At 65.2% G+C, this 20,031-nt stretch carries 17 protein-coding genes; 7 read left to right on the forward strand and 10 right to left on the reverse strand.

Annotation, left to right across the window (positions count from 1 at the left end):
* Positions 1-130 precede the first annotated feature (130 nt).
* Together ACVI1L_RS08290 and ACVI1L_RS08295 are read left to right on the forward strand one after the other, a co-directional pair.
* On the forward strand, positions 131-1,510 hold the full coding sequence (locus tag ACVI1L_RS08290; RefSeq protein WP_456782660.1) for an MATE family efflux transporter: 1,380 nt from the start codon (positions 131-133) through the stop codon (positions 1,508-1,510).
* 260 nt (positions 1,511-1,770) lie between these two features.
* Positions 1,771-2,214: a DUF2147 domain-containing protein gene (locus ACVI1L_RS08295; RefSeq protein ID WP_057018115.1), complete on the forward strand. Its 444-nt coding sequence runs from the start codon at positions 1,771-1,773 to the stop codon at positions 2,212-2,214.
* 246 nt (positions 2,215-2,460) lie between these two features.
* On the opposite strand, the gene ACVI1L_RS08300 is transcribed toward ACVI1L_RS08295, so the two are convergent.
* The 6 genes from ACVI1L_RS08300 to ACVI1L_RS08325 form a co-directional block, all read right to left on the reverse strand.
* Positions 2,461-3,609 carry a DUF3095 domain-containing protein gene (locus ACVI1L_RS08300; RefSeq protein ID WP_456782661.1) on the reverse strand — a complete coding sequence of 383 codons (1,149 nt, stop codon included), beginning with the start codon at positions 3,607-3,609 and terminating at the stop codon, positions 2,461-2,463.
* A 412-nt stretch (positions 3,610-4,021) separates the two neighbouring features.
* The gene (locus ACVI1L_RS08305) at positions 4,022-5,050 is read right to left on the reverse strand and encodes an IS110 family RNA-guided transposase (protein WP_057016162.1); all 1,029 of its coding nucleotides are present in this window, start codon (positions 5,048-5,050) and stop codon (positions 4,022-4,024) included.
* A gap of 164 nt (positions 5,051-5,214) precedes the next feature.
* Positions 5,215-6,420, reverse strand: a complete 1,206-nt coding sequence (gene zigA / locus ACVI1L_RS08310) for a zinc metallochaperone GTPase ZigA (RefSeq protein ID WP_456782662.1) — start codon at positions 6,418-6,420, stop codon at positions 5,215-5,217.
* 261 nt (positions 6,421-6,681) lie between these two features.
* Complete coding sequence (gene htpG, locus ACVI1L_RS08315) at positions 6,682-8,544, reverse strand: molecular chaperone HtpG (protein ID WP_316396076.1); 1,863 nt, start codon at positions 8,542-8,544, stop codon at positions 6,682-6,684.
* Positions 8,545-8,635: 91 nt separating this feature from the next.
* Complete coding sequence (locus ACVI1L_RS08320) at positions 8,636-9,442, reverse strand: MBL fold metallo-hydrolase (RefSeq protein ID WP_456782663.1); 807 nt, start codon at positions 9,440-9,442, stop codon at positions 8,636-8,638.
* A gap of 60 nt (positions 9,443-9,502) precedes the next feature.
* On the reverse strand, positions 9,503-10,483 hold the full coding sequence (locus ACVI1L_RS08325; RefSeq protein WP_076828101.1) for an AraC family transcriptional regulator: 981 nt from the start codon (positions 10,481-10,483) through the stop codon (positions 9,503-9,505).
* 184 nt (positions 10,484-10,667) lie between these two features.
* On the opposite strand from ACVI1L_RS08325, the gene ACVI1L_RS08330 reads away from it, so the two are divergent.
* Positions 10,668-11,219 (forward strand): sigma factor-like helix-turn-helix DNA-binding protein, encoded by a 552-nt coding sequence (locus ACVI1L_RS08330; RefSeq protein WP_244558823.1) that lies wholly within the window; start codon positions 10,668-10,670, stop codon positions 11,217-11,219.
* Here ACVI1L_RS08330 and ACVI1L_RS08335 read toward each other — a convergent pair.
* Both ACVI1L_RS08335 and ACVI1L_RS08340 read right to left on the reverse strand, forming a co-directional pair.
* Positions 11,179-12,273: an asparaginase gene (locus ACVI1L_RS08335; protein ID WP_456782664.1), complete on the reverse strand. Its 1,095-nt coding sequence runs from the start codon at positions 12,271-12,273 to the stop codon at positions 11,179-11,181. The genes ACVI1L_RS08330 and ACVI1L_RS08335 overlap by 41 nt on opposite strands.
* 112 nt (positions 12,274-12,385) lie before the next feature.
* Positions 12,386-12,898, reverse strand: coding sequence for an AMP-binding protein (locus tag ACVI1L_RS08340; protein WP_456782665.1), 513 nt, complete (start codon positions 12,896-12,898; stop codon positions 12,386-12,388).
* On the opposite strand from ACVI1L_RS08340, the gene ACVI1L_RS08345 reads away from it, so the two are divergent.
* The 3 genes from ACVI1L_RS08345 to ACVI1L_RS08355 all read left to right on the forward strand — a co-directional run bounded on the left by ACVI1L_RS08345 (position 12,893) and on the right by ACVI1L_RS08355 (position 16,307).
* Complete coding sequence (locus ACVI1L_RS08345; protein ID WP_456782666.1) at positions 12,893-14,065, forward strand: acyl-CoA dehydrogenase family protein; 1,173 nt, start codon at positions 12,893-12,895, stop codon at positions 14,063-14,065. The genes ACVI1L_RS08340 and ACVI1L_RS08345 overlap by 6 nt on opposite strands.
* A gap of 153 nt (positions 14,066-14,218) precedes the next feature.
* A complete protein-coding gene (locus ACVI1L_RS08350; RefSeq protein ID WP_456782667.1) occupies positions 14,219-14,833 on the forward strand; it encodes a TetR/AcrR family transcriptional regulator in 615 nt (204 codons plus the stop codon).
* Positions 14,834-15,116: 283 nt separating this feature from the next.
* The gene (locus ACVI1L_RS08355) at positions 15,117-16,307 is read left to right on the forward strand and encodes an OpgC domain-containing protein (protein ID WP_057018168.1); all 1,191 of its coding nucleotides are present in this window, start codon (positions 15,117-15,119) and stop codon (positions 16,305-16,307) included.
* A 46-nt stretch (positions 16,308-16,353) separates the two neighbouring features.
* Here the strand turns inward: ACVI1L_RS08355 and ACVI1L_RS08360 are convergent, their stop codons facing one another.
* Both ACVI1L_RS08360 and ACVI1L_RS08365 read right to left on the reverse strand, forming a co-directional pair.
* Complete coding sequence (locus ACVI1L_RS08360) at positions 16,354-17,643, reverse strand: MFS transporter (protein ID WP_057018169.1); 1,290 nt, start codon at positions 17,641-17,643, stop codon at positions 16,354-16,356.
* 140 nt (positions 17,644-17,783) lie between these two features.
* Positions 17,784-17,927, reverse strand: coding sequence for a hypothetical protein (locus ACVI1L_RS08365; protein ID WP_168858401.1), 144 nt, complete (start codon positions 17,925-17,927; stop codon positions 17,784-17,786).
* 479 nt (positions 17,928-18,406) lie between these two features.
* On the opposite strand from ACVI1L_RS08365, the gene ACVI1L_RS08370 reads away from it, so the two are divergent.
* On the forward strand, positions 18,407-19,921 hold the full coding sequence (locus ACVI1L_RS08370; protein ID WP_076828111.1) for an ATP-binding protein: 1,515 nt from the start codon (positions 18,407-18,409) through the stop codon (positions 19,919-19,921).
* Positions 19,922-20,031 lie beyond the last annotated feature (110 nt).

Genomic DNA, 20,031 nt, shown 5'->3' on the forward strand with positions numbered 1-20,031 from the left:
CATCGGCGGCGGTGGCGATCAACGGTGCAACCTCGTAACATGTCGATCATCATTTATTGATTGCGAGCCCGGTTCACTGGCGTTGGATTGCAGTGCGCCCCTCTCCCGCTTGCGAAGTGAGCCGTGACGCATGACCATTGATGCCTCGATCGACGACGTGCAGCCGGCCGCGCCCGCCACGCCGGTCAATGACCTGCTGACCGCGCCGATCCTGCCGACGCTGCTTCGCCTTGCGATCCCGAACACCATCGCCATGTTCGGCTCGACGCTGGTCGCGGTGGCCGAGACCTCTTACATCGGCCGGCTCGGCACCGAGCCGCTGGCCGGCATTGCGCTGGTGTTTCCGTTCGCGATGCTGACGCAGATGATGTCGGCCGGCGCGATGGGCGGCGGCGTCTCGTCGGCGATCAGCCGCGCGCTCGGCGCCGGCAACCGCGACCGCGCCGCCGATCTGGCGCTGCATGCGGCGATCATCGGCGGATGCGCCGGACTGTTCTTCACCGTGATGATGCTGGGCTTCGGCCGCAAATTCTATGCGCTGCTCGGCGGACATGGCGGCGTGCTCGAGCAGTCGATGCATTACTCGCAGGTGCTGTTCTCCGGCGCGATCTCGATCTGGCTGGTCAACACGCTCGCCTCCGTGGTGCGCGGCACCGGCGATATGCGAATTCCCTCGATGACGCTGATCACGGTCTCGATGATCCAGATCGCGGTCGGCGGCGTGCTGGGTCTCGGGTTGTTCGGCATGCCCGGTCTCGGCATGCGCGGCGTCGCCGCCGGACAGCTCACGGCCTTCACGTGTGGTGCGATCTTCCTCGCCTGGTATCTCGCCTCTGGCCGCAGCCGGTTGAAACTCGACTTCGCCGCCTTCAGCTTCCAGCGCGCGATGTTCCTCGACATTCTCAAGGTCGGCGCGATCTCCTGCCTGTCGCCGCTGCAGAGCGTGCTGACCATCCTGATCTTCACCAAGATCCTGGCCAGCTTCGGCACCGAAACGCTGGCCGGTTACGGCATGGGCTCGCGGCTGGAATTCTTGCTGATCCCGATCGCGTTCGCGATCGGCGTCGCCTCGGTGCCGATGGTCGGCATGGCGATCGGCGCGGGACTCGTGACGCGCGCCCGCAAGGTGGCGTGGACCGCCGGCACCGTCGCCGGACTTGTCGTTGGCTTCGTCGGACTTGTGGTCGCGCTCAAGCCGACGCTGTGGATTGCGCTGTTCACCACCGATCCCGGCGTGACCGCCGCGGCTTCGTCCTATTTCGCGCTGGCCGGCCCGGGCTTCGGCTTCTTCGGCGTCGGCGTCTGTCTCTATTTCTCCTCGCAGGGCGCGGCCAAGGTCGGCGGACCGGTGCTGGCCGGCACCATCCGCCTGCTGCTGGTCGGCATCGGCGGCTGGTGGCTCGCTACCGTGAGCGCCCCGGCGTGGACGCTGTTTGCGCTGGTCGGCGGTGCAATGGTGGCATTCGGCCTTGCCAGCATCATTTCGATCCGGCTGACCCGCTGGGGATAAATACGACACAGCGCCCTCGCACCGGAGCGTTGCCTGAGCATGACTGCTCCGGAAACAGGCACCAGATTTTTTCGGGACCGCGCTCACCTGATCGCGCGAATATGACATTGCAGAAATTCTTCGACTTGTTATGCAGGCCGACCTCTAAAGCGCGATCAGATTGAGTCGAATCGTCATCGCGCTTTAGCTTGTTGTTTGATCATGATCTTTTCGGAAAGCCGCTTCGCACTTTTCCGGGTCATGCTCTGGGGGAATAAGCCATGGCCTGCAGATTCGAATTCATGATCGCAATCATTGCGACGGCGCTTGCCGTGCCCGCCGCGCATGCGCAAGGCGCGCCTGAGCCGGTCGGCGTCTGGCAGACCCAGGCCGGCGATGCCCGCGTCAAGATCAGCAAATGCGGCGGCGGCATCTGCGGCGTGGTGGTGAGCCTGCGCGACCCGATCGATCCGATGACCGGCAAGCCCCAGGTAGACAACAAGAATCCGAATCCGTCGCTGTCCAGCCGGCCGATCATCGGGCTGCCGCTGTTTTCCGGCATGCATCCGGTCGCCGCGGGCAAATGGTCGGGCCAGATCTACAACGCCGACGACGGCGGCACCTATGCGAGCAGCATCTCGGTGACCGGCGAGAGCACGCTACGCGTCGAAGGCTGCGTCGGCGCGCTGTGCGGCGGCGAGACCTGGACGCGGGTGGGGCGGTAATTCTGAGCCGAGCGGCAACCGCGACGGGACCGTGCTCCCTCGCCCCGCTCTTGCGGGGAGAGGGTTGGGGTGAGGGGCTCTATCCGCGTAGCCATATCTGAATTCTAGTCAGCTCACCGTCGATCTCGCGAGTCGGATGAATATCTCCTTGCGGCCACGCATTGCCCTGCCCCTCACCCGGAAGCCACGCGAGGCGTGGCTTCCGACCTCTCCCCGCAAAAGAGCGGGGAGAGGTTAGAAAAATTGCTACACCGCGCGCGCCTTCAGCACCGTCGCGGCCGACGCGTAGCCGCCGCGGGCGCCGTCAATGAAGTGAACGTGGTCGGCGCGCATCACCGACGGGGTGAAGCAGGTCATCATCGCGGCTTCCTGCTCGTGCAGGCCATAACGCACGATGCCCTGCGCCGCGGCGGCGGCGAGGCGCTGCTCGATGTCGGAAGCGAGCTCCGGCGTGCAATCCAGGATCATGCGCAGGCCGTCGTCGAACTTGCGAAAGTCTGAATTCTCGACGACCTGCTGCAGATAACGTTTCGGCGCGAACTTGCCGACTGGGATGTTGAACCGCATCAGCGTATAGGCCCACAGCGTGAATGTGAGCACCACGGCGCGACGCAGCGCGAGCGGGCCGCGGCGCCGTGCGCGCGCCTCGTACTCCATTCCCTGCGGCGGCCAGTGCAGCGGCGGACCGCTGGCGGGCACCGGCCGTCCGGCATCGGGACTTTTCTCGACGCGGACGACGATATCCTCGATCACCTTGCGGAAGGACGCGGGATCGGCGTTCTTCGCCGGCAGCACCAGCACCGACAGAATGACGCCGCGCGCGGACGGCATCACCTCGAAGCGGCAGGACAGGCCGGACAAATCGGGTTGCGTGCCCTGAGGCGCCGGATCGACCGCGAACTCGGCGCGCTTCATCGCGGCATCGGCGTAAGCAAGACCGCCGCCTGAGAACATCGCATAGGACAGATTGGCCGACGGCCCGAAGCGCGCGACGCGGACATCGGCGCCCGCGGCGCGGATCGCCGCCATCGGCACCAGCGCCACCCGCAGCACCAAATCGAGGTCGTCGTGCACCCAGCGCGCGGTCGCGGCCAGGGCTTCGCGCGCCTTGTCGAGATCGGCGGGCGCGACCGCAAAACTCGCACCGTCGCCGCCGAACACGAAGGGGAATTCGCGGCCCTCCAGCGCATTGGTGACGGCGGCGACCACCGCGGCGCCGGCCATGTTGACCGCCTTGTAGCGCTGCGCCGCGATCGCCTTGGTCGATTCCACGATATCGGCGACGCCGACCGTCCAGTCATCCGGCAACGGCGCATACAGCGCGGGGTCCATCAGCCGCGCGAAGCCGCGAAACACCGGAATGCCGCCGTAGAAGATATCGCTGCCGCCAGCCATCGCAACGCCGCGCCGTTTCCGCCCTGATGCGGGATTCTCTAGCAGATACGGCGCGGGTTGGGACCGGTTTTAGAAGCGTAGCCCGGATGGAGCGCAGCGAAATCCGGGGACCTCTCAAGCGGCGGGAGACCCCGGATTGCGCTTCGCTCCATCCGGGCTTCTGTAACGGGCCTTGGTTAGTCAATCCCTTTTCGCGTCATCCACTCGCCGGGCACTTGCTTCTGTACGGGATCGGCGCGAAGGCCGTCGCCTGATGGGGTGCATTGAGGAGCCGGCCGGCCAATCTACGGATTGCGTGGTCGTGAGCCACTTCCCGGATGGCGGCCTGACCGGATCCATCGTCCCAGCGGAGGGACTTCGCTCGGGGAGAGCCTGGTGTCGTGGCCCGCCCGGAACCGATTGCTGCTCCTGGCTAGATGGCCTTGGTCATCGGGTTGAACGGTTTGGTGTCGGCGAGCATGCGATGCAGGATCACGGCGAGCTTGCGAGCCAGCGCTACCTTGGCCTTGCGCATGCCTGCGCGCCGGGCGATCCGCATCGCCCAGCTCTTCAATGCCGAGCAATTCTTGACCGGCTTGGTCAGCATGACGTGAGCTGCCTGGTAGAGCGCCTCGCGCACGGAGGCATCCCCGATCTTGCTGATGCGGCCGGTGTAGTCGGTCTCACCGGACTGGTACTTCTTCGGGGTGAGCCCAAAGTGGGCTCCCGTGGCCTTCGAGGAGCGGAAGCGCTTCGGGTCGTCGATCGCCGCGGCATAGGTGAGCGCCACGATCGGACCAACGGACGGCGTTGTCATCAGGAGCTTGGCGGATGGATGCGTCCTGGCGAGCTTCTGGGTGTGCTTGTCCAGGCTCTTGAACTCCCGCAGCAGCACCGCATGGGCTTGGAGCAGCGCCGCCGCGACCAACTCCAGTCCGGGATGGCCGGTCACGAGCTCGCGGATGCGCCCGGCGAACGTGCGCTCGGTGGTCGCACCGACCTTCAGGCCAAAACCGCGAAGTATGCCGCGCAGGCTGTTCTCGACATCGCGAAGCTTGGATTGCAGCAGCTTGCGCGCCGTCAGGATGGCGCGGGTCTCCTGCGCCGCGACCGACTTGCAGTGCACCGGCCGGAACCAGCCGAGCCGCATCAACTGCGCGATCCGGCGGGCATCGTTGCGGTCCGTCTTCACCGGCATCGACTTGAAGGCTTCGCGAACGTGCCGCGTTTCCAGCAGCTCGACCGCAAGCCCTGCGTCTCGCAGACCCGCATACAGCCATTGCGACAAGGGGCCTGCCTCCAGCCCGATCCGTTCCAGTACCAGACCCAGCGACCGGAACCAGGCGATCAGCGCCGCCGGCTCGCTCGCAACCTTCGTCTCGCGCAAAATCTTGCCTGTCCCATCGACAAGGCAAACGCTCGAGCATTCCAAAGACACGTCAATTCCTGCATAGTGGTACATGGTCGTCCCTTAATGATGCTTGGAGCGGGCTTGCCCGACTCCGTTGAACACCATCAGTTTGAGGGACGACCGCCTTCCAACCAACAGGCCGCTCGCGAGCGCGCTTCCAAATTGCGCCGTAGCGAGCGGGCGGCCGGCCCGTTACCCCATCTACGGTGACTGTCTCACGCCGCCTCGCCTGTCCTGCTCCACGGCGGAAACGGATCGCGCAGCCCGGCCCAGGCTTGCGGGTCCATGCCCGGTCTGCCGGTGACGAGGCAGGCATCGAGCCTGCGGCGGATGTAGTCCTCGTTCATGCCGGAGCCGATGAAGACCAGCTCCTGCCGGCGATCGCCGTAGAGATCGTTCCAGCTCCGCTGCATCATCAGCCGCCAGTCCGGATCATCCGGCCAGCGCACGCGCGGGATCGCGGCCCACCACGAACCGAGCCCTTCGGTCCGCACGATGGCGCCGGCCTGGCTCAGCTCGCCGCACCAATCCGGGCGCGTCGCGATCCAGAAATGGCCCTTGGCGCGGATCACGCCTTGCCAGCTCTCGCGCAGGAAGCCGTGGAAGCGCACCGGGTCGAACGGGCGCCGCGCGCGGTAGACGAAGCTTTTGATACCGTACGCCTCGGTCTCCGGCACGTGCTCGGCGAAGCCATAGAGTTCCTTGTGCCAGAGCGGATGCTGCTGCGCGCGCTCATAGGCAAAGCGGCCGGTGTCGAGCACGCGGTCGAACGGGACTTGCGCAAAATTCGCTTCGACGAGGTCGGCCTCGGGATTGAGCGCACGCACGATGGTACGGGCGGCCTCGCGCTGCGCAGGCGTCGCGGCATCGATCTTGTTCAGCACCACGACATCGGCGAACTCGATCTGCTCGACCAGCAGATCGACCAGCGTGCGCTTGTCGCCGTCGAGCGCTTCGCCGCGCTGGCTGAGGAAATCGGTCGAGGCGTAGTCCTTCAGGAGATTGGCGGCGTCGACCACCGTGACCATGGTGTCGAGCCGCGCGATGTCGGAGAGGCTTTGGCCATCTTCATCGCGAAACTCGAAGGTCGCGGCGACCGGCAGCGGCTCGGAAATGCCGGTCGATTCGATCAGGAGATAATCGAAGCGGCCGCTCTCGGCGAGCGTGCGTACCTCCTTCAGCAGATCGTCGCGCAGGGTGCAGCAGATGCAGCCATTGCTCATCTCGACCAGTTTTTCGTCAGTCCGGGACAGGTTCGCACCGCCATCGCGAACCAGGTCGGCGTCGATGTTCACCTCGCTCATGTCGTTCACAATCACCGCAACCTTCAGGCCGCGGCGGTTGTTCAGGACGTGGTTCAGCAAAGTGGTCTTTCCAACCCCGAGGAAGCCGGACAAGATGGTGACGGGGAGTTTTTGCATCGAGATCAAACAGTTGCTGGAGGGATCGGCGGCGGCGGGACATGGGGCATTCGTTTGATGTTATGTTATAACATAACATCAATGGACCGCGGCCTGTCAAGCGCCTGGGCGGCGCAGTCAGCCTGCCAGTTTTAGGAATGCGTAGCCCGGATGGAGCGCAGCGAAATCCGGGGCCGCGCTATCCACGGATGGACCTGTCCCGGATTGCGCTTCGCTCCATCCGGGCTACGGGCTCAGGATGACGGGTTCAGAGTTCGCGCTCTACTTCCCCAATCCGCGCAGCACAAGCTGGTTCATGCGGCCAGCGAACGCGGCGGGGTCGTCGGGCATCTCGCCGTCGAGGATCTGCGCCTGTTCGAACAGCAGCAGCGACAGGTCCTTCGCCTGCGCGGTATCGGTCGCGAGCGCTGCGACCAGCGGGTGGCGCAAATTGATCTCGAGCACCGGCTTTGTGATCGCGCCGCGGTTCTGCTGGGCGAGCAGCCGCTCCAGCGCGCGGTCGCGCGCATCGCCGCCGGCGACGAGGCACGACGCGCTCGCGGTCAGCCGCTGCGAGGCGCGGACGTCGGAGACGCGCTCGCCGAGCGCGTCCTTGATCACGGCGATCGTGGTCGCCGCGTCGGCCGCGGGTTCGTCCTTCTTGTCGTCCTTGTCATCGGCAAGCGGGATCAGGCCGAAATCGACATCGCCCTGACTCAGCGACTTCAGCGGCTTGCCGCCGAAATCGAGCGGCGCCGAGGTCCAGAACGCATCGACCGGATCGGTCAGGAGCAGCACCTCGATGCCGCGGGCGCGCGCCGATTCCAGCTTCGGGTTCGACTTCAGCCGCTCGACGCTGTCGCCGACCAGATAATAGATCTCGGTCTGGTTCGGCTTGAAGTCGTCGACAACCTGCTTCAGCGAGCGGTTCTCGCCCGACGTCGTGGTGAAGCGCGCCAGTGCCAGCAGCTTGTCGCGGCGCTCGAAATCCTCCCACAGGCCTTCCTTGATCACCGGGCCGAACGCGTTCCAGATCTTTGCGAAGGTCTCCGGCTCCTTCTCGCCGAGCGTCTCCAACTCGCCGATCACGCGGCCGGTGACGGCCTTGCGGATCTGCGCGAGCTGCGGATTGTTCTGCAGCATCTCGCGCGAGATGTTGAGCGGCAGGTCCTCACTGTCGATCACACCCCGGATGAAGCGCAAGTAAGCCGGCAGCAGCTCGGCATCGTCGGCGATGAAGACGCGGCGGACGTAGAGCTTGACCTTACCCTTGCGCTCGACCTGGAACAGGTCGAACGGCTTTTGCGACGGCGCGAACAGCAGCACGGCGTAGGACTGCCGGCCCTCGGCACGGTAATGCAGCGTCATCGCCGGCTCGTCGAACGCGCCGGCGATCTGCTTGTAGGCCTGGGCGTAATCCTCCGGCTTGAGCTCGGATTTCGAGCGCTGCCACAGCGCGCTCGCCGAGTTGATCTGGCGCGGCTCGCCCTCTTCCGGCACCAGCAGGATCGGAAACTGGATGTTGTCGGAATATTCGCGGACGATGCGCTCGATCTCGTAGGCCTCGAGATACTTGGCGGCGTCCTTCTTCAGATGCAGCACGATCTCGGTGCCGCGCGCGACACGCTGGGCGGCCTCTTCGCCCCCCGGTGCGATCTCGAAGCCGCTGCCGCCTTCCGACGTCCACACCCACACCTCGTCCGAGCCGGCGCGGCGGCTGGTGACGACGATCTTTTCGGCGACCATGAAGGCGGCATAGAAGCCGACGCCGAACTGGCCGATCAGGTTGGCGCCGTCCTTGGCCTCGGTGAGCTTCGACAGGAACGATCTGGTGCCGGAGCGCGCGATGGTGCCGAGATTGTCGATCAGCTCCTGGCGCTCCATGCCGATGCCGGTATCAACCACGGCAAGCGTGTTGGCCGCCTTGTTCGGGACGATCCTGATCTCCGGCGGCGTGCCGTCCGTGATCAGGGACGGATTGGCGATCGCCTCGTAGCGCAGCTTGTCGCAGGCATCCGACGCGTTCGAGATCAACTCGCGCAGGAAGATATCGGTCTCGGAATAGACCGAATGCACCATCAGGTGCAGCAATTCGGCAACCTCGGCCTGGAATGGCTGGGATTCGGCAGCGGCAGTTGTGGTCATGCGGAAACTCGGACAATCGGTAAGGGGCGGGAAAGCCCTGATATAGCGCGATCGCGCCGCGTGGCAAGGTTGCCAAAAGCGGCCGGAACCGTCAGTCCGCGATCGCCGCAATATAGCGCTGCACCGAGCGGTCGAACGCCGCCCTGGCGTCGGAGGCGATGTTCTTGCCCCACCAGGCGCCGTAGATCCGATCATAGGCCAGCGGCTCGACCACCCGCGCGACGCGGCGGACCGCCGATGCATTGAGCGGGATATAGTTCGGGTAGGAATACATGAAGCTGACCGAGCGGCGGTCCATCGCCACCATCGCGATATCCCCGGTCAGAAGCGCGCCGCGCCCGTCGGCGCCATTGCGCCAATGCAGCATGGTGGCGCCGGCGAAATGCCCGCCGCCGCGCACCAGCAGGATGTCGTCGGAGATGCGATGGCTGTCCCCCTGCCACGGCACGATCGACGGATAAGGCCGCGTCACCCATTGTGCATCGTCGCCGTGCAGATAGACCGGGGCATTGTCGAACGCCGCGCTCCAGTCGGCGACCGCGCCATAATAATGCGGATGCGAGATCGCAATCGCCTTCAGCCCGCCGAGCGATCTGACATGGGCGATCGCCTCGGCGGTTGCCAGCGGCACGCAGTCCCACATCACGCAGCCGCCGCGGTCCGGCACCAGCAGCGCGCGCTGCCCGATCGCAAAGGACGGCTCGAGCGCGATCCCGACGAGGCCAAGATCGTCGCGACAGACCAGTTTGTGCCGCTCTGCGAGCTCCTCGCGCGTCAGCCACGCCTGCCCCTTCCAGTTCACATATTGCCGCTCGTCCTCGCAGATCGGGCAAGCCGGCGGCGGCGCAGCGGTCTCAGGAAATTGCGCGCCGCATTGTTCGCAGGTCCACAGAGGCATTGGCAGCGCCCTCGTTGCGATGAAGCTGGTCTGCTGATCTAGCGCCGCGGCAGGAGGCGTTCAATGCCGCCGCCCCAGTTCCATCTGCATCTCCGCCGGTGCTATGCCGAACTTCCGGCGGAACGCGCGATGGAAATAAGAGAGGTCGTTGAAGCCGACCGTATAGGCGATGTCGCTGACCTTGCGGCCGGCGCCCTCTTCGTGCAGCAGTAGCCGGCGCGCCCGCAGCAGGCGCTGCTCGAGGACGAACTCCGAGAATGTCGTTCCTGCGGACGCGAACAGGCGCTGCGCCTGGCGGGTGCTCAGCGCATTCGCCTTTGCTATGGCTTCGATCGTGAGCTTACCGTTGTCGAGATTTTTGAGAACATCGGCCTTCATCAGATCGAGCCGCGCCTTCGCCACGCCGTCGCGTGCCGACAGCTGCTTTGTCTCGGCGCTGCTGCCGAGAACGAGACCCGCCAGGTCGGCGAGATGGTGCGCCGCCGCCCGCTGGCCGGGCACGTCCAGATCGCCGGCAAGCTCGGTGCAGAGCACGGAATAGCGCTCGATCATCGCGCCCAGGGCCGGCTCGCGCCCGAGTACCCGCGCCAGCTGCGTTTCCACCAATGGTGCGACCTGGAGCAGCAGGCGCCGCGGAAACCGCGTCGTCGTAAAGCTGCCCGACCGGGTGAGGTCGGCGGTGCCGACGATATTCATTTCGGTGAGGCACATCTGGCCGCGCTGAAGCTCGATCGCCTTGCCTGCCTGCGTGACCTGCACCGTGCCGCGCGTCGCAGAGATCAGGACGAGGTCGTCGCAGCCGTCATTCAGAAGCGCGCGGGTGCGGGCGAAGCGGGCCGAGCCGCCGCGCGGCGTCGCGATGGCGACCGTATGCAGCAGCGTAAACTCGTTGTGGCAGTCGATGCGGTTGTCGTCGGTCGGTCCGACGTCGAGCCGGCAGAAGCCGCGGCAAATCCCTTCGCGCCAAGCCTCATAGGCCGGCCCTTTGGCCAGCCCATGATGGAAAATCGAGAACCGGTTGGGCACCTGTGTCTCGGACATGATCCGCGCTCCGACGCTCGATCGATCAGGGCTGACACGATCGATCGCTTGCTGTCCGCCGCGCGCATGTCGTGTGCGCACGTCGTTCCTGTCCCTACGCTTGGCGCGACGGTCCACGACTCCGGCGCGGAGCCTGATACCACTGCGCCGATTGCCGGTAAAGCTATTCACGAGATGCAACCCTATGATGCGAAGTGCGAAAGCCGGGAATAAAACGGCGCAGCAGTTTCGCGACGCTGCATTGCCGTGTCTCGACGATGCCTACGCGTTCGCCCAGGTCCTGATGCGGACCGAGGCGGACGCCGAACTGGCCGTGCAGGAATGCTATCGGCGCGCACTGCGCCGGTTCGACGGCGTTCGCGGCCCGGCCATCAGGCCGTGGCTGCTCGCGATCCTCAAAGCCGTCTGCCAAGAGAAACTCGACCGGAAACCCTCCGGCAACAATGTAACGCCGGAACGGCGCGACACCCCGACCATCCGGCAACTCATCCATGACCTGCCCGCCCCGCTCGGCGAGGTCATCGCGCTGCGCGAGATGATCGATCTCTCCTACAAGGAGATCGCCGAAGTCACCGGCATTCCCGTCACCACCGTGATGTCGCGCATCGCGGAAGCGCGCGCCCTGCTGCTCCCAGCGTGGCGCGCGGCGAACAAGGCCGCGCAGGCGAAGCCGACGGCGCCTCAAAACCGGTGGTCTACCGCGCGAACGCCTGTTGAACCGCCGACGGCTCGGTGATGCCGTTCGCGATCAGGAGCTCGAGCAATACCCGCGCCTTCTGCGGGTTGAGATCGAGCGAGACCGCGAAGCCGAGCTTGTCGTCCTCGACCTCGACGTTGCGGTTGACGAAGCCTGAGCCGACCCGGGTCGAACGCACCACCACGACGCCCTGCTTCGCCGCGGCGGCCAGCGCATCGATCGCGCCCTTCGATGAATTGCCGTCGCCGACGCCGGCCAGCACGATGCCCTTGGCGCCGCGCCTGACCGCATCCTCGACCTCAGCGGCGTCCATGTTGGCGTGCGAATAGATGATGTCGACCCGCGGCAAGGGCGGCGCATCCGGCAGCTTCAACCTGGCAGCCTTGACGGGTGCGGCCGGCTGCAGGAAGCGCAGCGAGCCGGTGTCGACATAGCCGACCGGGCCGGCTTCGAGCGAGCGGAACGTCTCGACGCTGGTGGTGTTGGTCTTCTGCACCCAGCGCGCGGCATGGATGGTGTCGTTGAGCACCACGAGCACGCCGCGGCCGCGGGATTCCGGGGCCGATGCGACCCGCATCGCCTCGTAGAGATTGGCCGGACCGTCGGCGCCGATCGCGGTCGAGGGCCGCATCGATCCGACCAGCACGATCGGGACGTCGGTGTCGAGTACGTTTTGCAGGAAGAACGCGGTCTCCTCCATCGTGTCGGTGCCATGGGTGATGACGACGCCGTCGACCTCCTTGTCGTCAATGGCCGCGCGGATGCGCTTGACGAGGTCGAACCACACGTTGTCGTTCATGTCCTGCGAGCCGATCGACGAAATCTGCTCGGCCGACATCTGGGCGAGCTTGTCGATGCCCGGGATCGCCGCGACCAGGTTGGCTGCGCTGACCTTGCCTGAGTCATAGGCGTTGCCGGCGCGTGCGCTGGCCTGCCCCGCGATGGTGCCGCCGGTACCGAGCACGAGCACGCGGGCCAGCGCGGTGCCGGAGGCCTGTTGCGCTGATACCGGCGAGGCAGGCCCGATCGTGAGGGCGGCGGCGAGGCCGAGGAAGAGCCGAACGGAATAATTGGATTGAAACGAACGTGGCATGATCTTCTCCCCAAAGCGACAGGTCGCCAGTCCACAACTCGTGGTTTTGTCCCGTAACAAGTGGACAAAGTTGCGGCGGAAGATGCGATGGTCGGAAGATGGGTTGAAGCGTTTAGTGAGCTTCAAACGTGTTGCGCAGCTCGATCTCCGTCCCGACGGTTCGCCAGATCGAACGATCGACGAACAGCACCCGATCCTCGGCGTGGGCGAGCAGTCTTGCGATATCAAGCGCGTGCAGGCGCGCATTGATGGTGTGCAGCACCGCGCCCATGCAGGGCACGGCGAGATAAAGCTCGAGGTGACGGCGCGAGTTCCAGGCCAGCGTGGCAACGCGCATGCCGCGCTCGACGCCGATCTCGGCGAGGAAGTTGGCGAGCTGGCCCGCGCGGCCGAGCAGCTCCGCATAGCTGATGACATGGACGCGGTCGCAATACCGCGTCGTCACCGTCTTGTTCGGATAGAGATCCGCGACACGTCCCTCACCAGATTGAGGGTGAGCGGGACCTGCTGCATCAAGCCTGCGAGCATGCCGTATTCTCCGGAACTTCCGCAAAACCTTGACATCTGCCGGAAGGCGGCGCAACATTTTTCGAAGATTATTCGACTTTTGGTGCCGGCGATGCATTTTGAGCTTCCCGACGACCTCCGCGTTCTGCAAGGCCGGATGCGTGAATTCGTGCGCAGCGAGCTACAGCCGCACGATGCCGCGATCGAGGCGACCGGCAAGGTGCCGGACAGCGCCATGGCCGGCCTGCGCAGGATGGGATTGTTCGGCACCAACAAGCCGAAGCAATTCGGCGGCCTCGGCCTCACGATGCTGGGCAGCTGCATCGCGATCGAGGAGCTCGCGAAGGCCCACACCGCCTTCTACTATCTGAGCGGGGTCAACGTTCACATCGGCTCGAAGGCGATCGAGCTCTACGCGCAGCCGGCGGTTCGCGACCGATGGCTGCCGGAGCTCGCCAGCGGACGGGTGATCGGCGCGTTCGCGCTGACCGAACCGAATGCCGGATCCGATGCCGCCCGGATCCAGACCCGAGCGCGGCGGGACGGCGATCATTACGTGCTCGACGGCCGCAAGACCTATATCACCAATGCGCCCGCGGCCGGCGTCTTCACGGTGTTCGCCACGCTCGATCCCTCCGCCGGCGCCAAGGGCATCGCGGCCTTTGTCGTCGACGCAAAGACGCCGGGCCTTGCCATCGGCCGCCTGGTCGAGATGGCTGCCGGACGCGGCTCGGAGCACGCCGAAGTGATCTTCGAGGATTGCCGTATTCCGCGCGAGAATCTGCTGGGACAGGAGGGCGAAGGATTCGCCATCGCGATGCGGTGCCTGGATGCCGGGCGCACCCATTGGGGCGCCTATTGCGTCGGCGCGGCGAGCCAGCTGCTGGGCTACGCGCTCGACCATGTCTCGGAGCGCGAGACGTTCGGACGCAAGCTGCGCGACCATCAGGGCATCGAGTGGCAGATCGCCGACATGGCGAGTTCGCTGCATGCCGCGCGGCTTGTCGCCTATGAGGCAGCCTGGCGTTACGACCAGGGCGATGCCGCCGCCCGCACCGCCGCGGCAGCGCTCTCCAAATATACCGGCGCCGACATGGTGCAGCGCGTCGCCGACACGACCATGCAGCTGTTCGGCGGTGCCGGTTATTCAAGAGGCCTGCCGATCGAGCGCATCTGGCGGGAAACGCGGGTGGTCCGCATTCTAGACGGCACCTCCGAGATCATGCGCCAGATCATTGCCCGCAACGCGTTCCGCACACATGAGCGGCGGAACGCGCCGGTCTGACCCGCAGGCTTTACCGCTGTATCCCGTCGCAATAGCACTTGTGTTCCGATCCCGCTGCCTTACTGTTTTTACGGGGATGAGATTCCTGCTTTGACGCGTCTTCCTTGCGCGAACCGGTATCCACTTCGCGCGAAAACGCTCTTGGAGACCACCGTGGCTTCGGGGACGACACTCAAGCTCAAGCAGCAACGCAGCCGCGACCGGCGCGAGCAGATCCTCACGGCGGCCACCAAGCTGTTTGGCGAAAAAGGCATCGACGGAACCTCGCTCACCGAGGTCGCCGCCGCGGCGAAAGTACCGCTCTCCAGCATCTATGATTATTTCGAGGACAAGCGCGCGCTGGTGCTCGATGTGCCCGAGGGCAATTTCGAGGCGCTGTATCAGAAGACCGAGCCGCTGCTGCTCAAGGGTGGCGATCCCGTCGAGCAGCTCCGCATCATCTTCCTCACCAACTTCCAGTACATCAAGGACAACCCGAGCTGGGGCCGGGTGTTCTTCCTCGAGATCTGGCCGAGCGTGCTTGCCGCCGAACCGCGGATCAAGAAGGCGGTCGACAGATACGCGCTGCGCTATGTGCAGCTGATCAAGCAGGCGAGCCGCGCCGGCACCTATCACCGCAATCTCGATCCCTACACTGCGATGTCGCTGATGATGGGCGGGATGTGCCACCTCACCGCGGTCTGGCTGCTTTACGGCCGCAAATACGATCTGGTGAAGAAGGGCAAGGCGCTGTTCACCACGCTGCATAACGGGTTTGTGCAGCGTTAGCCGCGCCGGTGCGCGGCCGGCTCTCGTAGAATGGGTAGAGCGAAGCGAAACCCATCATTCGCCAGGTCGACACGGAGCGATGGGTTTCGCTTCGCTCTACCCATCCTACGCACCGCGTGGTTCGCGGCGCGAACGATTTGATCCAAATTCATCGCTGTTTGGCCGGCTGTGGCGGCGATCCGTTTCCGGAAAACCAATACACAACTGTCGAAATCCTGTTCTAGTATGACGTCGTGGGCGACCCGCGACCGGACACGCGGGCACTCGGGATGGGAGCGTACCGATGGACGTCAAGGCTGTTCTGCCGCCGCGTGGCCGCGACTATCGCCTCGATCTGCTGCGCGGCTTCGCCAACTGGGCGATCTATCTCGATCACATCCCGAACAACGCGGTGAACTGGATCACTCAGAAGAATTTCGGCTTCAGCGACGCGGCCGATCTGTTCGTGTTCATCTCCGGCTACACCGCATCCTTCGTCTATGCGCGCATGATGCTCGAGCGCGGCACCGTGATCGGCGCCACCCGCCTGATCAAGCGCGCCTGGCAGATCTATGTCGCCCACGTCCTGCTGTTCGTGATCTATATCGCCGAGATCGGCTATCTCTCCCAGCGCTACCACGACCCGAACCTGCAGGACGAATTCAACGTCGCGGGCTTCATGCACAATCCGGCCGAGACGCTCTATCAGGGCCTGATCCTGGCGTTCAAACCGGTCAACATGGATGTGCTGCCGCTCTATATAGCGCTGATGCTGTGCTATCCGCTGGTGCTGTGGGCGATGCTGCGCAAGCTCAATCTGACGCTGCTGGCCTCGTTCCTGCTCTATCTCGCGGCGCGGCAATTCGGCTGGAACCTGCCGGCCTATCCGTCCGGCTCATGGTATTTCAATCCGTTCTGCTGGCAGTTCCTGTTCGTGTTCGGCGGCTGGTTCGCGCTCGGCGGCGCGAGCGAATCGATCACGTTCATCCGCTCGCGCGCCTTCCTTTGGCTCGGCGGCGCCTATCTGCTGTTCGCGCTGGTCATGACCTTGGCGGGCCGCTTCCCGGAGCTCGGACAGGCGATGCCGGCCTGGCTCTATGACGCCTTCAATCCGAACGACAAGACCAACCTTGCGCCTTATCGCGTGCTGCACTTCATCGTCCTCGCCTTCTTCGTCACCCGCTTCCTGCCGCGCGAATGGCCCGGATATGAATGGCCGATCTTCCAGCCGATCATCAAATGCGGCCAGCAGTCGCTCGAAGTGTTCTGCACCGGCGTTTTCCTCGCGGTCATCGCGCATGTGCTGCTGGTCGAGGTCTCCGGCAGCATCTGGATGCAGATCGCGGTCAGCATTGTTGGCATCGTGCTGATGACCGCACTCGCCTATTACCGCTCCTGGTCGAAGAAGGTCGACAAGGCGCCCGCGAAGGTACCCGTAGCTGCGCAGACGCCCGTGGCCGCGCAGACGCCAGCGACCGCGAAGCCGGCGGAGTAAGTGACGGCGCGCGGCCGAAGCCGCGCGCAACGTGCAAAGTAGCCTGCTATCTCGCCAGCGGCTTGCCGGCCGTCTCCGGCGCCAGGGCGATCAGCGGCAGGCCGACTACATAGATCAGCGACAGCATCGAAATCGCCAGCGGGAAGCTGCCGGTGCGGGCGGCGAGCGCGCCGATCAGGGTCGGGCCGGCGGCGCCGAGCACGCGGCCCATGCTGAAGGCGAAGCCGGAGCCCGAGCCGCGCAGCGCCGAAGGAAACATCTCCGGCAGCCAGATCGTGAACAGGCCGAACACACCATTGGTGAAGAAGCCGAGCACCGGCAGCAGCACCATGAACAGCGTCAGGCTGTCGAGCCATTCGATCGCGACCTCATAGGAGACCACGACGGAGATCAGCCCGCCGACGAAGAACAGCACCGCGGTGCGGCGCCGGCTGCCGAGCCAGGTCGTTAGCCATGGTACAAGGAGGCAGCCGATCAGCGTGCCGACATTGGTGATCAGGCCGGCCACCGCGCCCATCTCTTGCGCATGCGCCGGCGTCGCGCCCGCGGCGACCAGCTTGGTCGAGATCACGGTCGGGGCCCAGAAGTTCGACGACCAAAGGCCGAAGATGATGCAGGCCATCATCAGCGCCGCGGCCCAGGTGGTGCGCGCCTGGTCGCCGGCAAACAAGGCCGCGACCGACGGCTGCTCGTGCGCAGCCCTGCGCTCGGGTTCGGGAATGTTGCTGCGCAGATACGCGATCAGCAGCGCGGGCAGAATGCCGAGCAGGAACATGCCGCGCCAGCCGAGCGTGCTGCCGATCGCAAGCGTCACGGCGGCGGCGAGGAACAGCCCGGTCGGCGTCGCCGTGTGCAGCCATCCGGCGAGCCGCACCCGCGTATTCTCCGGCACGGATTCCTGCAGCAGCGGCGTGCCCGCGGCCCATTCGCCGCCGATTCCGAAGCCGGCAACAAAGCGAAACAATGCGAACATCACGATACCGGTCGCAAGCCCGCATAGCGCCGTGAACAGCGAGTAGACCAGCACCGTCCAGCACATGATCCGGACCCGTCCGTAACGATCCGCAGCCCAGCCCCAGACCATCGAGCAGGCCCAGCCCAGCATGAAGATCGAAAACAACAGCCCGCCATAGATGCCGATATTGGCCTTGCTCGGCTCGATGCCGCTGGCGGGCAGCAATTCGCTCAACGCGCCGACCAGGATGTAGGCGTACATCGAGGAATCGAAGCCATCGAGCATCCAGCCGAACCAGGTCGCCCAAAACACTTTTCGCGGCGACACTGCGCCAGGCGCCGCGACCGACGGCGCTACGGCATCAACGATGCTCTCAGTCATGTTTCCTCGCACGTTTCTTTTGTGCGGCGGACTACGACGAGGTTTGCGCGCCGAGACACCACCGGCAAACGGGACGGAGGTATCCGGCATGAGAATAGCGACGCCGATCACATCGACGTCACTGCGAACGCCCGCTCCTTCTACGAAGCACGCACGGAACGCCGGAAAATGTAGAAAGCGATGATGACCAGCGGCACGGCAAGTGCGAGCCAGGAGGCCTGGTCCCAGATCCCGTCGCCGAGGGGCGCCGAGACCTGCCCGAACGCGATAACGGCAAAGATCAATACCGACGCCGGAAAGATTTACGCGATCTCGCTCCCGACATCAGGATCGCTCCGCCACATGCGCGCGTGAGCGGGGATAAGATCCGTGAAACCTTCGATTTTTGGCGGATGCCTTCGACAACGCGAGCCTTGCAAGCTGGGATCAATCCCGTTTGGATCGGGAAGAATGTAGGAAATGAATGCGTCGTAGTTGAACTCAGACATTGAGTTCGACGGGCTGAGAGTTCGACGGGCTGATCGAATAAGAGCGGGTCCGAATCGGGCCGGATCGCGCAGCTGAACAGGAACTGGTTCGAAAAAATCTACATCAGACATGCAAGCTAAACACGTTGTAGTGGCTCGATCAATCTTCATCTCGTCCGGCGAGCATCAACACCGTCCGCCTCCCGGCCGCGCCTGGGGATGATGGTGCGGTTCGCTCGACGCGGCGCGATCAGCTTGTTAAGCCGCCTCTCCGCAAGGGCAATTTGAGTCGGGACATGACCGTAGCGATCGAGATGGGACAAACGACGGCCGGCACTTCGGCGGCCATCGACCTCGAGGAGCTATTGGCGACACGCCTGCTGGTGCAGGGCAACTCGGGTTCCGGCAAATCCCATCTGCTGCGCCGGCTATTGGAACAGAGCGCCCCCTGGGTGCAGCAGACCATCATCGATCCTGAAGGTGATTTCGTCACCCTGGCCGAACGATTTGGCCACCTCGTCATCGACGCCGAGGACCACACCGAGCGCAGCCTGCAGGTCGCCGGCGAGCGCGTGCGCATCCATCGCGTCTCCACGGTGCTCAATCTCGAAGGACTCGACGCCGAGAACCAGATGCGGCGCGCCGCGGCCTTCCTCGGCGGGCTGTTCGACGTCGCCCGCGACCACTGGTATCCGATGCTGGTGGTGGTGGACGAGGCGCAGCTGTTCGCGCCGGCGGTCGCGGGCGAGGTGTCCGACGAGGCGCGCAAGCTTTCGCTCGGTGCAATGACCAATTTGATGTGCCGCGGTCGCAAGCGCGGGCTCGCCGGGATCATCGCAACCCAGCGGCTGGCGAAGCTCGCCAAGAATGTCGCGGCCGAAGCGTCGAACTTCCTGATGGGCCGTACCTTCCTCGATATCGACATGGCGCGCGCCGCCGACCTGCTCGGCATGGAACGGCGGCAGGCGGAAGCCTTCCGCGACCTCGAGCGCGGACAATTCATGGCGCTGGGACCTGCGCTCTCCCGCCGTCCGCTGGGCTTGCGCATCGGTCCGACCGACACCCAGCCGCGCAACGCAGCGCCGCGGTTGATGCCGCTGCCTGAAGCGGCACTGGAGGACGCACGCGCGATCATCCTCGCCGCTCCGCCGCCGGAAGCGGTGCGGCCGCAGCGCCGGACGCCGTCGCCGGACCTGCTCAGCCAGTTGATGGCCGCCAAGCAGCCGGCACCGGAGCCAGATCCCGAAGCTGCGGAGCCGCCGCCGAGCGCCGAGCAATTGGCCGAGCGGCGTGAACGGTTGGACCGTATCCTGCGCGCTATCCTCGCCGAGCCCGACGCCGGCTTCCGCGCCATCGGCGTGCTCTATCAGGAGTTCGTGGTCCGCTGCCGCATCGAGGGTCTCGGTGCCGTGGTGCCGGAGCTGACCGATTTCCGCCGGATGCTGACGCGCGCCCGCGCCGGGCTCGGCGCTGATGTCGCGGAGGACGACGCCTGGCAGGACGTCTCGTTGCGTGCCGCGCTGTTGCCCGAGGACATGCAGGGCGTCTTCATGATGATCGCCCGCGCCGCGAAGGAGGGCTGGCCGTGCCCGAGCGATGCCGCGATCGCCCGCGCCTACGGCACGCATTCGCTGCGCCGTGCCCGGCATCTTCTGACCTACATCGAAGAACAAGGCCTGATCGTCTGCCAGCTCGACGGTGCCGGCCGGCGGATCGTGACCCTCGTCGAGCTCGCCTGGGCCACCGCCGCGGCCGACCCGAATGTGGACGACCAGGCGGTCGAAGCAGCCTGTAACGGCTCGTCGCTGTGATCAGGTACTGAGCAACCAGGCGTTAGGTGTCGCGCGGCGTCGCGGAAGCGCTGCAAGGCACGAAAAAGGCCCGCCAGGAGGCGGGCCTTTTCATCTTTGCCGGTTGAGCG

This window comes from Bradyrhizobium sp. USDA 4516, from assembly GCF_054055915.1.